Genomic DNA, 19998 nt, shown 5'->3' on the forward strand with positions numbered 1-19998 from the left:
TACCGTATCTTATCATGTTCCTGCGGCCCGGTACAAAAACGGAGCCGCGAATCCCGGGGATTCACGGCTCCTCAACGCGACATTGCCGTTTATTCGCCGTAACCGTCCGCCGGCGTCTCCGCCGGCTTGGCGGCTTCCACGTCGACCTTCTCGGCGACGATATCGCGTACGACGGAAATGACGGATTGCAGCAAATAGTTGACGTCGACTTGGCTTTGCTGGAATTGCTGCACGATCGGCAGCTCGTCCAGCTGGTCTTGCAGCTCGTCGATTTCCTTCTGGATTTTCTCGGCCATCTTCTCGTTCTTGAAGGTGGTCTCGAAAGCGACGAGTTCTTTTTGCTTCTTCTTGATTTGGGCGATCAGCCCCTGCACCTTCTCGTTGTTCTGAATCAGCCGTTCCGCGCGCTGGAAGAGGCTGACCTCCTCCGTCGTCGAAATCAGATGCGCCAATTCTTTGGCTTTCGCCATGATATCTTCCCGGACGATCAAATCCCGGTTATCGAACGAAAGGATGCCGCCGCCTTCCCCGTGTTCATGCTCGTGGCCGTGATCATGCGCAAACGTCTCCACTTTCCGATTCCTCCCGTTATCCCGCGTTCGCCGCGGCTTCCGCCGTTTCGCCGGCAACGGCTTCCGCGCGGATATACCAAGTCTGCGGCGCCGTCACGCGGACGTTCACGAATTGCCCGATCCACTCCTTCGGTCCTTCGAAATGGATCAGCTTGTTCGAGCGCGTACGGCCCGACAATACGCCGGCTTTCGTCTTGCTCTCGCCTTCGACCAGCACCTCGACCGTTTGCCCGTCAAGCTCGCGGTTGCTTTCCAGCGACAGCTCGGCGATCAAATCGTTTAAACGAACCAGCCGCTTCTGCTTCACTTCGTACGGCACGTCGTCCGCCATCTCGGCGGCCGGCGTCCCCTCGCGGGGCGAATAGATGAACGTGAACGCGGAGGCGAACTTCGCTTCGCGGACGAGCGACATCGTCTCTTCGAACTGCTCCTCCGTCTCGCCGGGGAAGCCGACGATGATGTCGGTCGTCAGCACCGCGTTCGGAATGGCCGCGCGGATTTTGCGCACCAGCTCCAAATATTGCTCGCGATTGTATTTCCGGCTCATCCGCTTCAGCACTTCCGAGCTGCCCGACTGCACCGGCAAGTGGATATGCTCCACCAGGCTGCCGCCTTTGGCCAACACCTCGATCAGATGGTCATCGAAATCCCTCGGATGCGACGTCGTAAAGCGGACGCGCGGGATGTCGATTTTGCGGATGTCGTCCATCAAGTCGCCGAACCGGTAATTCCGGTCGGCGAAATCTTTGCCGTAGGCGTTGACGTTCTGCCCGAGCAGCGTGATTTCCTTGTAGCCCTGCCGCGCCAGCTCTCGGACTTCCGCGATAACGTCCTCCGGCAGCCGGCTTCGTTCCTTGCCCCTCGTATAGGGGACGATGCAGTACGTGCAGAATTTGTCGCAGCCGTACATGATGTTCACCCAAGCCCGCAGGCCTTCGGTGCGTTTCTTCGGCAGGTTTTCGATGATGTCGCCTTCTTTGGACCACACCTCGACGACCATTTCCTTGCCGAAATACGCCCCCTGCAGCAGATGCGGCAGGCGGTGAATGTTATGGGTGCCGAAAATGAGATCGACGAAAGCGTACTTCTGCATGATCCGGTTCACGACCGACGCTTCCTGCGACATGCAGCCGCAGACGCCGAGAATGAGATCCGGCTTCTCGGTCTTGAGCGTTTTCAGGTGGCCGAGTTCCCCGAACACTTTGTCTTCTGCGTTCTCGCGGACCGCGCACGTATTCAGCAGGATGACGTCCGCTTCTTTGCGGTCCTCCGTGGCTGCGAAGCCCATCTCTTCGAACAGGCCGCGCATGACTTCGGTGTCGTGCTCGTTCATTTGGCAGCCGTACGTGTAAATCAAATATTTTTTGCCGGCGCCGAGCGTCTTGAGCTCGTCCGGAACGGCGTTCTCGTAATGAACTTGAACCGCTTCCTTGCCGCGCTGTTTTTCCTGGCGGTAGTTCGGCTCCGACACCAGATGGATGTCCCTTCCGTTCAGCCGGATCGTCCGGCCGTTCTCATCCTCGGAAATGACCTTGGCCCCGGAGAAATCGAAATATTTGGCGTAATCCTTGCCCTCTTTGGCCACATCCGTTTCCTCCTATCGTCATCGGAACCGGCCGATCGCCGGGTCCCGCGTAAGTTGCTCGCAACCAGCCTATTATATCACGATCCGGCCGGGCGTGCCATGAGGGAAACGGGAGCCGCTAGTCCAGGATAACGCCGAAATCGCCCGTTTTGACGCCGGCCGCATTGCCTTCGTCCGTATCGATGTGCATGTCGAGCGCGAAGCTGTCGGAGACGCGCGCCAGCACCTGCTCGAACACGATGCCCCGTTCACCGCCCACGCGGACTTTGAGCATTTGCTTGTCCCGAATTCCCCATTGCTCGGCGTCCGAGGTATGGAAATGGATATGCCGCGCCGCGACGATGACTCCTTGGTCTACCGTCACTTCCCCCGCGGGGCCCACGATCCGGACGCCCGGCGTGCCTTCGATGTTGCCCGATTCCCGAACCGGGGCGTCGATGCCAAGCGCGAACGCGTCGGTGCGCGAAATTTCCAACTGCGTAAGTTTCCGCGCCGGACCAAGGATGCGGACTTTCGGGAACGAACCTTTCGGGCCGTACACGGCGACCGTCTCCTCGGCCGCGAATTGCCCCGGCTGAGACAATGGCTTCCATTCCGCAAGCCGGTAACCGGGACCGAACAAAGCTTCGACATGCTCGGGTTTCAAATGGATATGCCGAGCCGACACGCCGATCGGCACTTTTCTCTGTTCCATGACGGCCACCGCCTTTTTCTTCCATTGTAGCGCAAAAGGCGCACGGGACCAAACCCGTACGCCTCTCGTTCACGAAATCGCCGCGATTGTTATTTGAATTCCGCCAACAATTTGTCGAATTGTTCGCGGGACAGCTCGAGCTTCTGCTTCGCCAGACCTTGCTCTTTAAAGCCGACGGCCAGATCCTCGTAGGATTTGCGGGATTTGTCCTGATAGATGAGGCCCGTCAGCATGCCGTGCGTCTCCATGATTTTGTTCATGGCGGCGATGCGGTTGGACGAATCGTAATCCGGGAATTGCTCCAGGTTCACGATGTTCTCCTTGAACCAGTCGTACGTGTTCACCTTGTTGAAGGTGACGCAGGGGCTGAACACGTTGATCAGGGAGAAGCCTTTGTGCTTGATGCCTTCCTCGATCAAGGTCGTCAGCTGCTTGAGGTCGCTGGAGAACGATTGCGCGACGAACGTAGCGCCTGCCGACATCGCGATTTCGAGCGGAGACAACGTGTGCTCGATGGAACCTTCCGGCGTCGACTTCGTCTTGAAGCCTTCGGCGCTGCGGGGCGAAGTCTGGCCTTTCGTCAAGCCGTAAATTTGGTTGTCCATGACGATGTAAGTGACGTCCAGGTTCCGGCGGATCGCATGCACCGTGTGGCCCATGCCGATCGCGAAGCCGTCGCCGTCGCCGCCGGAGGCGATGACGGTCAGCTCGCGGTTGGCCAGCTTCACGCCTTGCGCGATCGGAAGCGCGCGGCCGTGGATGCCGTGCAGGCCGTATGCGTTGATATAACCGGAAATCCGGCCGGAACAGCCGATGCCGGAAATGACGGCCAATTGCTCCGGCTCCAGGCCGACGTTCGCGGCGGCCCGCTGAATCGCCGCCTGCACGGAGAAGTCGCCGCAGCCCGGGCACCAGTTCGGCTTCACATTGTTACGGAACTCTTTGAATGTCGCCATCTTAGATCAGCTCCTTGCAGGCTTTGTAGACTTCCGAAGGCAGGAACGGCGTGCCGTCGTATTTCAGGACGTTCTTGATTTTGTCGTGATAACCGAGGTTTTGCTTGATCAGGTTCGCGAGTTGACCGGTCGCGTTGTTCTCGAGCACCATGATTTGCTTGGCCGACTTGAGGTGCGGCTCCAAAAGCTCGCTCGGGAACGGGAACATCTGGCGGACCGTGACGTGCGCGGTTTTGACGCCGTCTTTCGTCAAGCGGGTGCGGGCTTCTTCGATCGTGCCGCCGGTGGAGCCCATGGCCACGATCAGGACATCCGCGTCTTTCTGCTCGGCGTGTACCTTCACCGCGTTCGTGACGCGCAGGTTTTTGATTTTGTTCAACCGCTTATCCATCATTTTCGCGCGGTTCACGGCGCTCTCGGAAGGACGGCCTTCCTGGTCGTGCTCGACGCCCGTCACGTGGTGGATGCCGTTTTTCATACCCGGCAGCACGCGAGGGGAGACGCCGTTTTCCGTGAGTTCGTACCTCTTGAACATGCGGTGTTCTTCCAGCGGAGGCAGCTCGCCTTCCACCAGCTTGCCGCGGTTGATGCGGACCGAATCGTAATCCAGCACGTCGCAGGATTGTTTGCCCAGCGAAAGCTGCAGGTCGGTGGCGACGATAACCGGAATTTGGTACTCCTCCGCTACGTTGAATGCTTCAACCATGTCATAGAAGCATTCCTCGATCGTGCTCGGCGCGACGACCAGTTTCGGAATCTCGCCGTGCGTACCGTAGATCAGCGCGTTGATGTCGGACTGCTCTTGCTTGGTCGGCAAGCCCGTGGAAGGACCGCCGCGCTGCGTGTCGACGATGACGAGCGGCGTCTCGGTCATGCCGGACAAGCCGATCGCTTCCATCATGAGCGACAGGCCCGGACCGGCCGAAGCCGTCATCGTGCGCACGCCGGCATAGTTGGCGCCGATGGCCATCGTGGCCGCGGCGATTTCGTCTTCGGTCTGGACGACCGTGCCGCCGAACTTCGGCAGTTTCTTGATCAAATATTCCATGATTTCGGATGCCGGGGTAATCGGGTAAGCGGACATGAGACGGCAACCGCCGGCAATGGCGCCTAACCCGATCGCTTCGTTGCCGATCATGAACAGCTTCTGCACGCCGTCGGCCGGTTCGAGCTTGAATTCTTCCAGCGGGCCGCCGGCTTGCTCCAGCACGAATTCGGCGCCGCGGCGGACCGCCTCGACGTTCTTCTCGACGATGGCGGGGCCTTTGCGGCCGAACTCTTCCTCTACCGCTTTATTGAAGACCTCAAGCGGCAACCCGAGCAGTGCCCAGGATGCGCCCGAAGCCACCATGTTCTTCATCAGGGAAGTGCCGAGCTCTTCCGCGATCGCCGTAATCGGCACGGCGAACAAGCGGGCCGATACGCCTTCCGGAACGGTCGGCGAAAACTTCGCGTCGGCTACGATGACGCCGCCCTCGCGGAGCTCTTTGGCGTTCAAGTCGATGGTTTCCTGATCGAACGCGACCAGTATGTCCAAGTCGTCCGAGATCGCGCGAATCGGGCTCGTGCTGATGCGAATTTTGTTATTCGTATGACCGCCCTTGATCCGCGAGGAAAAGTGACGGTACCCGTACAGGTAGTAGCCCAGCCGGTTCAGCGCGGTGGAGAAAATCCGGTCGGTGGACTCCACGCCCTCCCCTTGCTGGCCGCCAATTTTCCATGACAATTGACTGATCACAGTGCCCATCTCCTCATCATCTTCAGTAGATGTTTCGACAATTCCAGACGCAAGGCAATTTTTACATTCCTTTAACCAAATAAATTTTATGACTTGGTCTTATAAAAAGCAATATTAAACGAGGAGATGGATAGATAGTTCTTTTCGATGGAATCGATCTCGCAAAGAGAACGATGTCAGGTCGACAATTCAATTTCGGAGATTTTTTCGCAAAAAACGGTAGGCGTTTCCTTCTAGAAACCCCCGCACCGCCGCGTCGGGATACCGTTTGCTTAAGGCTTCGGCCAAATTGGGATACTGGCCGGGGTGGGCCAAACCGCTCGGATGTCGGTCGATTCCGTCGAAATCCGATCCGAAGGCGAGATGGGCCGCTCCGCCGAGCGAACAGATATGTTCGACATGCCGGAGTATGTCGGCAATGGAAGCCGGTTCCCGGTTCGCGAGAAACCAAGGAACGAACGTGACCCCGATCAATCCGTCGACCGCGATCAGCGCCCGGATTTGGTCGTCGGTCAAATTGCGGGGATGGGAGGTCACCGCGCGGGCGTTGGAATGCGACGCGAAAAACGGCCGGGCCGCTAAATCCGCCAAATCCCAAAATCCCCGCTCCGAGAGATGGGATACATCGATCAGGATTCCCAAACTTTCGCATTCGCGAACGAGCTGCCGTCCGGCTCCCGTCAACCCGCCGCCCCGCGGCTCCATCGCCCCGTCGCAGGCCCAATTGGCATGGTTCCAAGTCGGTCCCAATAGCCGCAATCCCATCCGGTGCAGCAGGCGAAGCGCCCACAGCTTCCCTTGCAGCCCGTCAACGCCTTCCAGCGAGAGGAGCGCTCCGATCCTGCCGGACGACCGGGCGGCGTCCAGATCGGAAACCCGCAGGATCGGCATCAGGTCCGGGTGCGCAAGCACGCCGGAGTCATACAGTTCAATCCCGCGGAAGAGGGATTCGGGATCGGCGGGAACCGAATCGGGCAGGAAGAGCGGGAACACCTGAAGCGCCACGCCTCCTTCCTTCAGTCTCTGCACGGTGACGTCGAGGCGGTCATCCGGCTTCAGCAGGCTGAGTCCCGGATGAACCAGCATTTTGCAGATCACGTCGGCATGAAAATCCACGATCCCCACGGTATCCCTCCTTTAATCGGGAGTTTGACGGAGTCAAACTCTCTCCGACTACGCTAATCGGGAGTTTGACGGAGTCAAACTCTCCCTGGTCTCGCGCAAAACAAAAAAACCTGTCCTGCGTCCCCCCATCATCTTTCGCGGCTTGCGGCCGCGGATGAAGGGTCGGAACGCCGGCAGGTCGATTCGGTTCAGATTTCCGCGTGACTGGCGGCGGGTTATCGAGGTTCGACGATCAGCTTGATGGCCGTTCTGTCCTCGCCGTCGATCACGATATCCGTAAAAGCCGGGATGCAGATGAGATCCACGCCGCTCGGCGCCACGAACCCGCGGGCGATCGCGACGGCTTTGATCGCCTGGTTCAGGGCGCCGGCTCCGATTGCCTGAAGTTCGGCGTTTCCGCGTTCGCGCAATACGCCGGCCAGTGCGCCTGCTACGGAGTTTGGATTGGATTTTGCGGAGACCTTCAGAACGTCCATGTCCAGTACCTCCTCAAAGGGACAACCGATCTTCATGCGGGCATGATCATACCGGCTGTGAAGGAATCATTGGAATCAAAGGATAGGCTCACTAACGGATATTATTCGGTGAGCCGGATGAAAATTCCTTCTTTCCCAATCCCTTGAGAAGGGGAATTGCAGAAATTTTTTGAAAATTAGACGGCGATCCAGGAATCCTCGTCCATTCGGATCAATTCGACTTTGGACGCATGCCCGGTGGCTTCGTCGATCTCCGTGAACACCCCGTTCAGCGCCCATTTTCCCTCGGCCACCGTAAAACGCGAAGGAAGCCCCGTCACGAATTTGCGGATGACGCTTTCCCTCTCCATGCCCAGAACGCCGTCGCGGGGGCCGGTCATGCCGGCGTCCGTCACGTAAGCGGTACCTTCCGGCAAAATCCGATGATCGTGCGTCTGTACGTGCGTATGGGTGCCGACGACGAGCGAGGCGCGGCCGTCCAAATACCAGCCCATCGCGATTTTTTCGCTGGTCGCTTCCGCGTGGAAGTCGACCAGGACGCATTTGGTCCGCTTGCGCAACTCGGCCAGCACCTCGTCCGCGGTACGGAACGGACAGTCCGCCGGCGGAAGGAACGTACGCCCGATCAAATTCAGGACGGCCAGTTCTTTGCCGTTCGCCTTGACGATCATGGCGCCTTTGCCGGGCGTTCCCGGTGGCAGATTGGCGGGACGGACCATTCTGGGCTCGTCGTCGATGAATTCGAAAATCTCGCGGTTATCCCACGTATGATTGCCCATCGTGATCCCGTGGACGCCCCAGTCGTATAAATCGCGGGCGATGGCGGCGTTGATGCCCCGGCCTCCCGCGGCGTTTTCCCCGTTGGCGATGATGAGGTGCGGGCGGTACTTCTCTTGAATCCACGGAAGGAGCCGTTTGACCGTTTCCCTTCCGACGTTGCCCACGATATCCCCGATAAACACGAGTCGCATGCTGCTTTCTCCTTTTTCCATCCGATCCTGCAGGGTGAAAAGAAAAGTGGCTGCATTTTTGCGCAGCCACTTCTCAGCATTCCCTTCGCCGGCGGATCTTATTTCGCGTATTCGACGGCGCGCGTTTCGCGGATTACGGTGACCTTGATATGGCCCGGATAATCCAGCTCGCTTTCGATTTTCTTCGTGATGTCCCGTGCCAGGCGGAACGCTTCGGTATCGTCGATCTTCTCCGGCTGTACCATGACGCGGACTTCGCGGCCCGCTTGGATCGCGTAAGATTTCTCCACGCCATCGAACGATTCGGAGATCGCCTCCAGCTTCTCCAAGCGCTTGATGTACGTCTCCAGCGTCTCGCGGCGAGCGCCCGGACGGGCCGCGCTGAGCGCGTCGGCGGCGCCGACCAGCATCGCGATGACCGATGTCGGCTCCACGTCGCCGTGGTGGGAATGGATGCTGTTGATGACGACCGGATGTTCCTTGTACTTCTTGGCCAATTCCACGCCGATCTCGACATGCGAACCTTCCACTTCGTGGTCGAGCGCTTTGCCGATATCGTGCAGCAAGCCGGCGCGTTTGGCCAGCGATACGTCTTCTCCCAGTTCGGCTGCCATCAAACCGGTCAGATAAGCCACTTCCATCGAGTGCTTCAGCACGTTCTGACCGTAGCTCGTCCGGAATTTCAGGCGTCCCAGGATTTTGATCAGATCCGGATGCAGGCCGTGCACGCCGACCTCGAAGGTCGCCTGTTCGCCGTATTCCCGGATCCGTTCGTCCACTTCCTTGCGGGATTTCTCCACCATTTCCTCGATGCGGGCGGGATGAATGCGTCCGTCCGCCACCAGTCTCTCCAGCGAAGTTCTCGCGATTTCGCGGCGGATGGGGTCGAAGCCCGACAGGATGACCGCTTCCGGCGTATCGTCGATGATGAGATCGATCCCCGTCAACGTTTCGAGCGCCCGGATGTTGCGGCCTTCGCGTCCGATAATGCGGCCCTTCATCTCTTCGTTCGGCAGCGATACGACGGAGACCGTCGTCTCTGCCACGTGATCGGCCGCGCAGCGCTGAATCGCCAGGGAGATGATGTCCCGAGCCTTCTTATCGGCTTCTTGCTTGGCTTCTTGTTCGATATCCTTGATCAGCTGCGCGGTTTCGACGCGCACTTCCTGTTCGACCGTAGACAGGATCAGCTGCTTCGCTTCCTCCGTCGAGAGGTTGGAAATGCGTTCGAGTTCCGCGATCTGACGTTTGTAAAGGATTTCGACTTGTTCTTGGGTTTCCTCGACTCGTTTCTCCTTGTTGGCGACTTGCTCCTCTTTGCGTTCCAACGCTTCCAACTTCCGATCGAGCGACTCTTCCTTCGAGAGCAGCCGCCTTTCCTGGCGTTGAATTTCGTTCCGGCGTTCGCGAATATCGCGTTCCGCTTCGTTACGGAGCTTGTGCACCTCGTCTTTGGCTTCCAGCACCGTCTCTTTCCGAATCGCGTCCGCGTCTTTCTTCGCGCTTTCGACGATCCGACGGGCTTCCTCATTGGCGCTGGAAATTTTCGCTTCCGCAATGGATTTGCGTACCACATAACCGATCCCAAAGAAAAGCGCGCCAACAACGAGAACGATCAAGACCCAGACCCATGGCTCCATGGTCTCACCTCCTCGTTGCATCACCAAGGCAAACGCTTGGGATACTTATGAAGTTTTGTTTGCTTGCTTTGCCGGTTTCCAAACCGTTTGCGTTCTTCTTGGGCAAATGCCTAAAAAAGGGTCGAAAACACGCGTTCCGAATCATTTTTTGGAAGGAAAAAGGTTCGGAATGGGAAGATGGAATACAGGATCATTGTATCTTTAGCCAAAATGAGTTGTCAAGCAACCGGGGGGGCGCCGCCGAACGTTGGAGGAACGCCGGGAAGGTCCCGTTTCGGCGCGGAGAGAGGGATTTGCGCGGGCTTGATCAGTCCCAATCCTCGGTGAATTCCGCAAACTCGTCATCCGCGTTCCCTTCCCGTTCTTGGGATTCGGCAACCGCGCGTTCGACGGCGGACCGGACGACGGAGTTCGGATAACCTCTGCGCAGCAAAAACGCCGCGAGCTTCCGCTTGCGTTCCCGGGGATCCCCTTTGGTTTGCGGCCATTTTTTGCGGGCCAGCGCGTCGGCCGCTTCTTGCTCCACGCTCGTATCCAGCGCGTTCAGCGCCCGGTCGGCCTCCTCTTTGGCGATGCCCCGCTGCAGCAGCTCTTGGCGGATCAGCCTGCGGCCTTTGCGCTGGTTAGTTGCCTTTTGCTCCGTATAACGGCGGGCGTACGCGGAGTCATCCAGCATCCGGCGAGCCTGCAGGCGTTCGATGCAGCTCTGGATGGCGTCCGTCTCGAATCCTTTGCGCTTGAGCGCTTCGGACAGTTCCCGGCTCGTCCGCGCCTTGCGCTCCAAAATCATCAAAGCGGCACGGTACGCCTCTTCGCGGGCCTCCTCGCGCTGAAGCCCTTCCCATTCTTCGGCCGACAATCGGCGTCCCTTGAGCAGGCGCAAAGATACCAACGTATCCTCATGCACCGTGATTACGGTTTCGGAGTCCGTTCCGGGAAGACGGCTCGAGGCGCCTTCGATCAACGCGTCGACTTCGTCGTGCCAATCCGCTTCCGTTCCGGTTATGTCGACAGCCCTTTCGGCCGCGTCCGGTTCATTTTCACCCATTGTTCGCACTGCCACCCGATACATGCCCGGCTGTTTCGGATGCGCTTCCACCGCCACGACCTCGGCCTCCGCCCGGCCGGGCTTTCGATCATGGGCATCCATCCGTTCGAGCCTCCTTTCCTTATCCCCCATGTGACGAACAGCTGCCGCTTATTCCGACTCTTTATGGGAGAGTCGCCGATATAACAAGAAAAAAGCGGCAGGGACGCTGCCGCTTTCCGATCATTCCCCGAATTCCGAATCCAGATCTTCTTCGTCGTCGTCGGCAGAGAACGCGGCCGCCTTCGCCGTGACATCCGCGCTCAGCGCGGATTCGCGGATCTGCTTCTCGATCTGCCAGCTGATGTCCGGATTGTCCTTGAGATATTGCTTGGCGTTCTCGCGGCCTTGGCCGAGCCGTTCGCCGTTGAAAGAGAACCAGGCACCGCTCTTCTGGACGATGTCCATCTCCACGCCGATGTCGATGATGCTGCCTTCTTTGGAGATGCCTTCGCCGTACATGATGTCCACTTCCGCTTGCTTAAACGGCGGAGCGACTTTGTTCTTCACGATCTTGATCCGGGTGCGGTTGCCGACGACGTCGTTGCCCTGCTTGAGGGATTCTATGCGGCGGACGTCCAGCCGGACGCTGGCGTAGAATTTCAGGGCGCGTCCGCCGGGCGTCGTCTCCGGGTTGCCGAACATGACGCCGACCTTCTCGCGCAGCTGGTTGATGAAGATCGCGATCGCTTTCGACTTGCTGATCGCGCCGGACAGCTTGCGCATCGCCTGCGACATCAGGCGAGCCTGCAGGCCGACGAAAGAGTCTCCCATGTCGCCTTCGATTTCGGCTTTCGGCACGAGAGCCGCGACGGAGTCCACGACGATGATGTCGACGGCGCCGCTGCGCACCAGCGCTTCCGCGATTTCGAGCGCCTGCTCGCCGGTATCCGGCTGGGACAGGAGCAGTTCGTCGATATTGACGCCCAGCTTGCTGGCGTACAGCGGATCGAGCGCGTGCTCGGCGTCGATGAACGCCGCTTGGCCGCCCGCTTTCTGGACTTCGGCGATCGCATGCAGCGCGACCGTCGTTTTACCGGACGATTCCGGTCCGTACACTTCGATGATTCTCCCGCGCGGGAATCCGCCGATGCCCAGCGCGATATCCAGCGCGATCGAGCCGCTCGAGCAGGTCTCGACCTGCATCTGGGCGTTCTCTCCGAGCTTCATGATGGAGCCTTTACCGAACTGCTTCTCGATCTGGCGCAGGGCCATCTCCAATGCGGCGCGACGATCCGACAACACACCCACATCCTCACTCTTTTTATTGTAATCATCATAGCCTTTTTTGAAGCGTTTGCCAAGCATTTTGAGAACATTTGTTCGCCGAATCTGCAAAAAAGAACCGCAGCAAAGTATTCTTCGCTACGGTTCTTCCGCAACTTTCACCAAAAACTTTATCATATTGTCCGGGGATTGGCAATACTTTTCGCGAACTTTTACGTCCCTGCGGGACCGATTGCGTCCCACTAGTCGCTCCGCACAACACCCTGCAGCCCTGCCTTGGGACGAGGTTATGGGATTTCCTTCCTTACCTCTCCCCGCAGCCCCGCCCCTGTGACGGAGTTAAGAAACTTTCTTTCTTAACTCACCCTGCAACCCCGCCACTGAGACGGAGTTAAGGAACTATCTTTCGTAACTCCCCCTGCAAACCTGCCTCCGAGACGGAGTTAAGAAACTTTCTTTCTTAACTCCCCTGCAACCCCGCCCCTGAGACGGAGTTAAGAAACTTTCTTTCTTAACTCCCCTGCAACCCCGCCCCTGCGACGGAGTTAAGTAATTTTCTTACTTAACTCACCCGGTAGCCCCACCCCTGAGACGGAGTTAAGGCACTTTCTTTCTTAACTCCCCTGCAACCCCGCCCCTGCGACGGAGTTAAGTAATTTTCTTACTTAACTCACCCGGTAGCCCCACCCCTGAGACGGAGTTAAGGCACTTTCTTTCTTAACTCCCCTGCAACCCCGCCCCTGAGACGGAGTTAAGAAACTTTCTTTCTTAACTCACCCTGTAGCCCCACCCCTGAGACGGAGTTAAGAAACTTTCTTTCTTAACTCACCCTGCAGCCTCACCCCTGAGACGGAGTTAAGACACTTACTTTCTTAACTCACCCGGCAACCCCGCCCCAGAGACGGAGTTAAGGCACTTTCTTTCTTAACTCCCCTGCAACCCCGCCCCTGCGACGGAGTTAAGTAACTTTCTTTCTTAACTCCCCTGCAACCCCGCCCCTGCGACGGAGTTAAGTAACTTTCTTTCTTAACTCCCCTGCAACCCCGCCCCTGCGACGGAGTTAAGTAACTTTCTTTCTTAACTCCCCTGCAACCCCGCCCCTGAGACGGAGTTAAGGAACTTTCTTTCTTAACTCCCCCTGCAGCCTCACCCCTGAGACGGAGTTAAGAAACTTTCTTTCTTAACTCACCCTGCACCCCCGCCCCTGAGACGGAGTTAAGAAACTTTCTTTCTTAACTCCCCCTGCAACCCCGCCCCTGAGACGGAGTTAAGGAACTATCTTTCTTAACTCCCCCTGCAGCCTCACCCCTGAGACGGAGTTAAGAAACTTTCTTTCTTAACTCCCCCTGCAACCCCGCCCCTGAGACGGAGTTAAGGAACTATCTTTCTTAACTCCCCCTGCAGCCTCACCCCTGAGACGGAGTTAAGAAACTTTCTTTCTTAACTCACCCTGCAACCCCGCCCCTGAGACGAAGTTAAGGAACTTTCTTTCTTAACTCCCCCTGCAAACCTGCCACTGAGACGGAGTTAAGGAACTTTCTTTCTTAACTCCCCCTGCAACCCCGCCCCTGAGACGGAGTTAAGGAACTTTCTTTCTTAACTCCCTTGCAAACCTGCCACTGAGACGGAGTGAAGGAACTTTCTTTCTTAACTCCCCCTGCAACCCCGCCCCTGAGACGGAGTTAAGGAACTTTCTTTCTTAACTCCCTTGCAAACCTGCCACTGAGACGGAGTTAAGATACTTTCTTTCGTAACTCCCCCTGCAACCCCGCCCTTGAGACGGAGCATCTATCTTCCTTAAATCTCTCTGCTTTCCCGCTTCGAGATACCGCCAACCTCGACTCTACTGCCGCCCGGTCAGCGCCAGCCACAGCATGTAGTACAGCCGCTTGGACGCGCGGATGCGGATGCCTTCGCGGTCCCCGCTCAGCTGCAGCTTCTCCGTGCGCGTCGGCCGGCCGCGCTCCGCCAACCCCAAATAAACGAGCCCGACCGGCTTCCCTTCCGACTCGGAAGGCCCGGCCACGCCCGTGACCGAGACGCCGAAGTCCGCGCCGGCCGCTTCCCGCACGCCTTCCGCCATCGCCGCGGCCGTCTCCGCGCTGACCGCGCCGGCCGCCCCGGCGCCCTCCAGGAGCGCCTCCGGCACGCCGAGGATCCCCCGCTTGACGCCGTTCGTGTAGCTGACCACGCCGCCCAGGAACGCCTCGGAGCTGCCCGGCAGCGCGGTGATCATCTCCGCGGCCATGCCGCCCGTACAGCTCTCCGCTAGAGCCAGCGTGCGGCCATGCCCAACCAACAACCGCAATACCGCCTCTTCGACCGGAATATCCTCTTCCGCGTACAGATACCGTTCCGTCCGGCGGCGGATTTCCGCCAATGTCGGCTCCAGCTTGCGCGCCGCCTCGCCAGCATCCGCAGCCTTGGTCGAGACGCGGATGATGACTTCGCCTTCCTTGGCATAAGGAGCGATCGTCGGATCGGTCTGCTCGCGGATGAGGTCGATCAGCGAATCCTCCAGCGCGGACTCCCCGATTCCCGCGAACCTCATCATGACGGAATGCAGCACGGCCGAAGGCCCGAGCAGTCCCCGCAGCCATTCCGACGCTTCATTGTCGAACATCGGCTTCATTTCGCGGGGCGGTCCCGGCAGCAGCACGTAATGGGTCCCGTCCGCCGTCAGGGCGTTGCCGATCGCCAGCCCCGTCGCGTTCCGCAGCGGCGTCGCGCCTTCGACCAACAAAGCCTGGCGGCGGTTGCTCTCGATCCACGCGCCGCCGCGGGAGGAGAACATGTCTTCCAGCTTTTTCATCGTCGGTTCATGGACCGTCAAGCCGCGCCCCAAATAAGCCGCCACCGCGTCCCGCGTCAGATCGTCCATCGTCGGACCGAGTCCGCCGGTGAACACCAGCAGGTCCGCGCGCGTCCGCGCCAGCCTGATCGTTTCCAGAAGCCGGTCCATGTTGTCGCCCACCACGGTCTGATAGTAAACGTCAATGCCCAGTTCCGCCAACCCTCTGGACAGATACTGGGCATTCGTATTGACGATCTGACCGAGGAGCAGCTCCGTGCCGACCGACACGATTTCCGCTCTCATACGTTGCGTCGCACCTCTTGGTCAGCCGGTCTCGGGGCGCCTGACTGCTGCGTGTCCGAAACCGGGATGAGATTTTTGTTTTTGACGAAATAATCGATGCCCGAGTAGACGGTGATCAGCACCGACGCCCATACCGCGATCAAATCGAGCGGCACGTCGATGAAGTTGAACGGGAAGTTGTTGAGCAGCAGCACGATGATCATCGCGATCTGGATCGCGGTCTTCCACTTGCCCCACTTGCTGGCGGCGACGACCGTGCCCTCGAGCAGCGCCACTTGCCGCAGGCCGGTAACCGCCCATTCGCGGCTGATGATGATGATCGCGACCCAAGCCCCGAGCTTGCCCATCTCGACGAGCGAGATCAGCACCGCGGCCACAAGCAGCTTGTCGGCCAGCGGGTCCAGCAGCTTGCCGAGGTTGGTGACGATTTTGCGCTTGCGCGCGATGTATCCGTCCAACCCGTCCGTGCTGGCCGCGATAATGAACAGCAGCAGGGCGACGATCTGATTATAGGAGACCGAGTATTCCCCGATCTGGAGCGTACCCAAGTCCAGTCGGACCAACAGCACGATCGCGATGATCGGAACGATGAAAATGCGGGCCAGGGTGATTTTGTTCGCCAGATTCACGCGATTCCCTCCCCGGACAAATCATACTCGTACGCATGGGTGATGCGGACCCGGCGGATTTCCCCGATCTCCGCCCGGCAGCCCGAAATGTAGACTTCGCCGTCGACCTCGGGCGCGTCGAACTGGCTCCGGCCGACATAGACGTCGCTGCGGCCGTCGTAACGCTCGACCAGAACGTCCAACGTCTTACCGACGTATTTGGCCCCGTTCTCCTGCGCCACCTGGCGCTGCACTTCCATCAGCGTGCTGGCGCGGGCTTGCTTGACTTCGTCGGGCAGCTGGTCCGGCAGCCGGCTGGCGGGCGTGTCTTCTTCCAGCGAATAAGCGAACACGCCGAGACGGTCGAATTTCATTTCCCGCACGAAATCGCACAACTTGAGGAAATCCTCTTCCGTCTCGCCGGGGAATCCGACGATCATCGAGGTGCGGATCGCGACGTCCGGAATGCGCGCCCGGATTTTGGCGACGAGCTCGCGTACGTCGCGCTGCCGTCCCGGCCTTCTCATCCGCTTCAGGATCGCGTCCTCGCTGTGCTGCAGCGGCATATCGATATATTTGCAGATTTTCGGATTGCCCGCCATCGTCTCGATGAGCTCGTCGGTGAAAAACCCGGGGTACGCGTAATGCAGCCGGACCCACTCGATCCCTTCCACCTCGGAAACCCGGTTCAGCAGTTCCGGCAGCTTGAATCCTTCGTAAAGATCGCTTCCGTAATTCGTGGAGTCCTGGGCGATCAGGCTGATTTCCTTAACGCCCTGCGCCGCCAGGCTCCCGACTTCCGACACGATCGATTCGATCGAACGGCTGCGGAATTTGCCGCGCATGATCGGAATGCTGCAGAACGTGCAGGCGTTGTCGCAGCCTTCCGCGATTTTGACGTACGCGGTATGCCGGGGCGTCGACAAACGCCTCGGCATGCTCTCTTCATACGTAAAGACGGGGTTGCCCACGTAGACCGGTTTGCGGCCGTGAAGCGCCTCGTCGATGATTTCGTTGATTTTATGGAAATCCCCGGTCCCGACGATCCCGTCGATCTCCGGCATTTCCTCCATCAATACCTGCTTATACCGCTGCGTCAGGCAGCCCGATACGATCAGGGCTTTCAGCCGTGCCGTTTCCTTCAACTCCGCCAGGTTCAGGATCGTGTTGACCGATTCTTCCTTCGCGGCGTCGATGAATCCGCACGTATTCACGATGACGACCGTCGCGTCCTCCGGCTTCTCGACGAGCTTAAAGCCTCTCTGATGCACCAGACCCGACATGATTTCGGAATCGACTAGATTTTTCTCGCAGCCGAGCGTGACGACGCTGACTTTCTCCGGCATTGGATGACTTCCCCCAAACGTTCGTCCGTACTTGTCCCCAACAGTATAATCCATGCCCTGAGACGTGTCAAAATGACGCGGCGGCGGATCAGCGGTAATTCGTGAACTGGAGTTCCAGCGGCAGGTCGGCTCCGCGAAGCAGCGACATAACGGCCTGCAGGTCGTCTTTGCTCTTGCCGGTGACGCGGATCTGGTCGCCTTGGATTTGGCTCTTGACCTTCAATTTGGAATCCCGGATCAAAATATTGATTTTCTTGGCGTTCTCCTGGTCGACGCCTTGGCGCAGCTTGATGTTCTGCCGGACCGTCGCGCCGGCCGCGGGCTCGATTTTGCCGTAATCGAGATTGCGGATCGGGACGCCGCGCTTGACCAGCTTCGACTGCAGGATGTCGATGACGCTTTTCAATTTGTATTCGTCATCCGACTTGACGACGATCTCTTCCTTCTCGAGCGCGATGCTGCTCTTGCTCCCCTTGAAATCGAACCGGTTTTCGATCTCTTTCATCGCTTGCGTGATCGCGTTCTTCACTTCTTCCAGATCGACTTTGGACACGATATCGAACGAATATTCCGACGCCATCTCCACGACTCCTTTTTCAGGCGACATTTTACCTTATTATAACATGAGGCGGATTTCCGCCCAAATCGGTTTCGGCGCGCACCACGACAAAAGAGCCTTCCGAGGAAGACTCTTTCTGCATTCGGGTGCGCGGCTATGCTTCGCCCTTAAGGCAACGTCGTCTCCGCGGGCATGAAAACGAACTTGCTGGATCCGGCCTTGTTTCCGTCATCGAACGGCGTTCCGTCGACGGTGATCGTCACGTTGTCGGCTCGTCCCACGTTCACGTAGAGCGGCCCGGTCAAATCATAGGACAGCGTCTGCGGAACGTCCGCTTGTTCGAATCCTTTGCTGAGCAGCGATTTCCCCTTGCTGCTGCCTTCGTTCACGCCGACCCAGCACCGGCCGGTGATTTCGAGCTGCAGCTGATGGGCCCCGGCGGGAGACACCTCGATATACTGGATGCTCTTTTTCGTTTCTTTCAGCGTAAACGTAACCGGAGAGACGCTGGGCGTCGACGATTCCGTCGCGGGCGCGGACGGGGATGCCGGCAGGGTAGGCGAAGGAGAAGCCGAAGATTCGGAAGGCGAAGCCTTCTCCGTCGTGATCGGTGACCGGTCGACCTCTTTCGGGTCCTTATCCGCGTTCTGGGATAAATAAACGTAGATGACGGCGACGATCAAGATCGGGAACAACCACATCAGCATCGTCACCGAAACTTTGCCCCAGCGGTCCCGGTGCTGATCGCTTCGCCGGGTTTTCTTGATCATCGGCTCCACGGCCGGCGTGTCCGGGGCTGCGGGTTTGGGCAGTTCTTTATGGTACAGGCGGAGAACCTCTTCGGCGTCCAGCCCGACGGTTTCGGCGTAGGTTTTGACGAAGGCGCGCACATAGAAAGAGCCGGGAAGCACTTTATAATCGCCGGTCTCGATCGCCTCCAGGTAACGCTTGCGGATTTTGGTGACTTCCTGTATATCGTCGAGGGTATAGCCTCTCTGCTCGCGCGCTTTTCGGAGCAGGGCCCCCAAATCGGACATGCGTTTCACCTCCGGACCATGACTTGCTGCGAATCGGATATGTAGTTTAGGAGAACTCGTCGTTCAAACCGGCCGTCGTGAAATTCTCGTAGCTGATCTCCTCGTCCGGCGTGTTGCGCAACTCTACGATGCAGTCGAACGTTTCGTAATCGAAATCCGATTCCCGGATGAAAATATCCGGATGCTCGATCACTTTGACCGAAGGCATCGCCATGATCTCCTGCAGCAAATGGTAATGTTTCTCGTTGGAACGAATCGTGCTGACGATGCCGTCGATGATGAAGACGTTGTTCGGGTTCATTTCTTCCTCGGACAGCTGGCTGCGCACGGTTTGCCGCAGAAGCGTCGAGGAGACGAACGTCCAGCGTTTGTTGGCGCAGACGCTGCCGGCGATGATCGATTCCGTCTTGCCGACGCGCGGCATGCCCCGAAGTCCGATGACGTGGCTGCCTTCTTTCTTGAAAAGCTCGCCCAGGAAATCGACCAAGAGACCGAGCTCTTCCCGCGTGAAGCGGAACGTCTTGCGGTCGTCGGAATCCCGCTCGATGTACCGGCCGTGCCGCACGGCCAAAATATCCGTCAGACGGGTAGGCCGAAGTTTGTTGACGGTAATATTATCCACCTTGGACAACATGCGGCCGAGCAGTTCGATTTTCTCGTCGTCGTCCGTCTGCAGCAGCATGCCGCGCGCGCGGTCCTCCACCCCGTTGATCGTCAGGATGTTCACGCCCAGCATGCCGAGAAGCGACGCGACGTCGCCGAGAAGTCCGGGGCGGTTTTTGGAAATTTTATACTCCATATACCATTGTTTGGATTCCACAGAACACCTCATTCGAAAACGTCGAAACATCCGTTTTCCCGTTCTTTTTGTTTATTCTACAACGCCATCCGATCTCCTGCAAAAAAACGACACGATTGCGTCGAAAGTCCCAGAATTCACTACGGTGCCCAATGGACAGAAAGCCTCCCGAAGGAGGCTTGCGCAGGCGTTCCGATCTTCAGCGGCGATTAACCGTGTTTCTCCGCCAGTTTGACCATCATGCGCGCGATCGTTTGGCGCTCGGAATCGTCGCCGACGTCCCAAAGCTCTTTCAGAACCCGCTCTTCTTCGTTCTTGGGGTCGACCTTCTGATCGAGGAATTCCCCGATTTCGAAAGCGAGCTTCGAGATCGTCTCTTCGCTCATGCCCATGTTTTTGGCCGCCGAAACGCGATCGCTCAAAAACTTCTTCCACGTATCGAAATTGCTCAGTACCGTCGACATCGCGCAGCCTCCTCGGT

At 58.3% G+C, this 19998-nt stretch carries 18 protein-coding genes; all 18 read right to left on the reverse strand.

Annotated features, from left to right (window positions below; translation table 11 throughout):
• Positions 1-89: 89 nt before the first annotated feature.
• Complete coding sequence (locus tag PTZ19_RS03645; RefSeq protein WP_276352418.1) at positions 90-572, reverse strand: YlbF/YmcA family competence regulator; 483 nt, start codon at positions 570-572, stop codon at positions 90-92.
• A gap of 16 nt (positions 573-588) precedes the next feature.
• Positions 589-2157 carry a tRNA (N6-isopentenyl adenosine(37)-C2)-methylthiotransferase MiaB gene (miaB, locus tag PTZ19_RS03650; protein WP_276352419.1) on the reverse strand — a complete coding sequence of 523 codons (1569 nt, stop codon included), beginning with the start codon at positions 2155-2157 and terminating at the stop codon, positions 589-591.
• Between the two features lie 118 nt (positions 2158-2275).
• Complete coding sequence (pduL, locus tag PTZ19_RS03655) at positions 2276-2851, reverse strand: phosphate propanoyltransferase (RefSeq protein WP_276352420.1); 576 nt, start codon at positions 2849-2851, stop codon at positions 2276-2278.
• An 89-nt stretch (positions 2852-2940) separates the two neighbouring features.
• Positions 2941-3807, reverse strand: a complete 867-nt coding sequence (locus PTZ19_RS03660) for a 2-oxoacid:ferredoxin oxidoreductase subunit beta (RefSeq protein WP_276352421.1) — start codon at positions 3805-3807, stop codon at positions 2941-2943.
• A gap of 1 nt (position 3808) precedes the next feature.
• Positions 3809-5545 (reverse strand): 2-oxoacid:acceptor oxidoreductase subunit alpha, encoded by a 1737-nt coding sequence (locus PTZ19_RS03665; RefSeq protein ID WP_276352422.1) that lies wholly within the window; start codon positions 5543-5545, stop codon positions 3809-3811.
• Positions 5546-5734: 189 nt separating this feature from the next.
• On the reverse strand, positions 5735-6670 hold the full coding sequence (locus tag PTZ19_RS03670; RefSeq protein WP_276352423.1) for a dipeptidase: 936 nt from the start codon (positions 6668-6670) through the stop codon (positions 5735-5737).
• A gap of 215 nt (positions 6671-6885) precedes the next feature.
• On the reverse strand, positions 6886-7146 hold the full coding sequence (locus PTZ19_RS03675) for a stage V sporulation protein S (RefSeq protein WP_007430104.1): 261 nt from the start codon (positions 7144-7146) through the stop codon (positions 6886-6888).
• Between the two features lie 176 nt (positions 7147-7322).
• Positions 7323-8117, reverse strand: a complete 795-nt coding sequence (locus PTZ19_RS03680) for a TIGR00282 family metallophosphoesterase (RefSeq protein ID WP_276352424.1) — start codon at positions 8115-8117, stop codon at positions 7323-7325.
• 98 nt (positions 8118-8215) lie between these two features.
• Entirely contained in the window at positions 8216-9757 is a 1542-nt protein-coding gene (rny, locus tag PTZ19_RS03685) for a ribonuclease Y (RefSeq protein WP_276352425.1), read from the reverse strand.
• 307 nt (positions 9758-10064) lie between these two features.
• On the reverse strand, positions 10065-10907 hold the full coding sequence (locus tag PTZ19_RS03690) for a regulatory protein RecX (protein WP_276352426.1): 843 nt from the start codon (positions 10905-10907) through the stop codon (positions 10065-10067).
• A gap of 120 nt (positions 10908-11027) precedes the next feature.
• On the reverse strand, positions 11028-12086 hold the full coding sequence (gene recA, locus PTZ19_RS03695; protein ID WP_276352427.1) for a recombinase RecA: 1059 nt from the start codon (positions 12084-12086) through the stop codon (positions 11028-11030).
• Between the two features lie 1828 nt (positions 12087-13914).
• Positions 13915-15168, reverse strand: coding sequence for a competence/damage-inducible protein A (locus tag PTZ19_RS03700; protein ID WP_276352428.1), 1254 nt, complete (start codon positions 15166-15168; stop codon positions 13915-13917).
• Positions 15165-15797 carry a CDP-diacylglycerol--glycerol-3-phosphate 3-phosphatidyltransferase gene (gene pgsA, locus PTZ19_RS03705; protein ID WP_276352429.1) on the reverse strand — a complete coding sequence of 211 codons (633 nt, stop codon included), beginning with the start codon at positions 15795-15797 and terminating at the stop codon, positions 15165-15167. The genes PTZ19_RS03700 and pgsA overlap by 4 nt, the downstream gene beginning before the upstream one ends.
• Complete coding sequence (rimO, locus tag PTZ19_RS03710) at positions 15794-17122, reverse strand: 30S ribosomal protein S12 methylthiotransferase RimO (RefSeq protein ID WP_276352430.1); 1329 nt, start codon at positions 17120-17122, stop codon at positions 15794-15796. The genes pgsA and rimO overlap by 4 nt, the downstream gene beginning before the upstream one ends.
• Positions 17123-17210: 88 nt before the next feature.
• Entirely contained in the window at positions 17211-17702 is a 492-nt protein-coding gene (locus PTZ19_RS03715; protein ID WP_276352431.1) for a YajQ family cyclic di-GMP-binding protein, read from the reverse strand.
• Positions 17703-17848: 146 nt separating this feature from the next.
• On the reverse strand, positions 17849-18718 hold the full coding sequence (locus tag PTZ19_RS03720; RefSeq protein ID WP_276352432.1) for a helix-turn-helix domain-containing protein: 870 nt from the start codon (positions 18716-18718) through the stop codon (positions 17849-17851).
• A 46-nt stretch (positions 18719-18764) separates the two neighbouring features.
• Entirely contained in the window at positions 18765-19538 is a 774-nt protein-coding gene (locus PTZ19_RS03725; protein WP_276352433.1) for a YmfK family protein, read from the reverse strand.
• A gap of 188 nt (positions 19539-19726) precedes the next feature.
• Entirely contained in the window at positions 19727-19981 is a 255-nt protein-coding gene (locus PTZ19_RS03730) for a DUF3243 domain-containing protein (protein ID WP_276352434.1), read from the reverse strand.
• Positions 19982-19998: the final 17 nt, after the last annotated feature.

The sequence above is a fragment of the Cohnella caldifontis genome, from assembly GCF_029360585.1.
GTDB lineage: Bacteria > Bacillota > Bacilli > Paenibacillales > Paenibacillaceae > Cohnella > Cohnella caldifontis.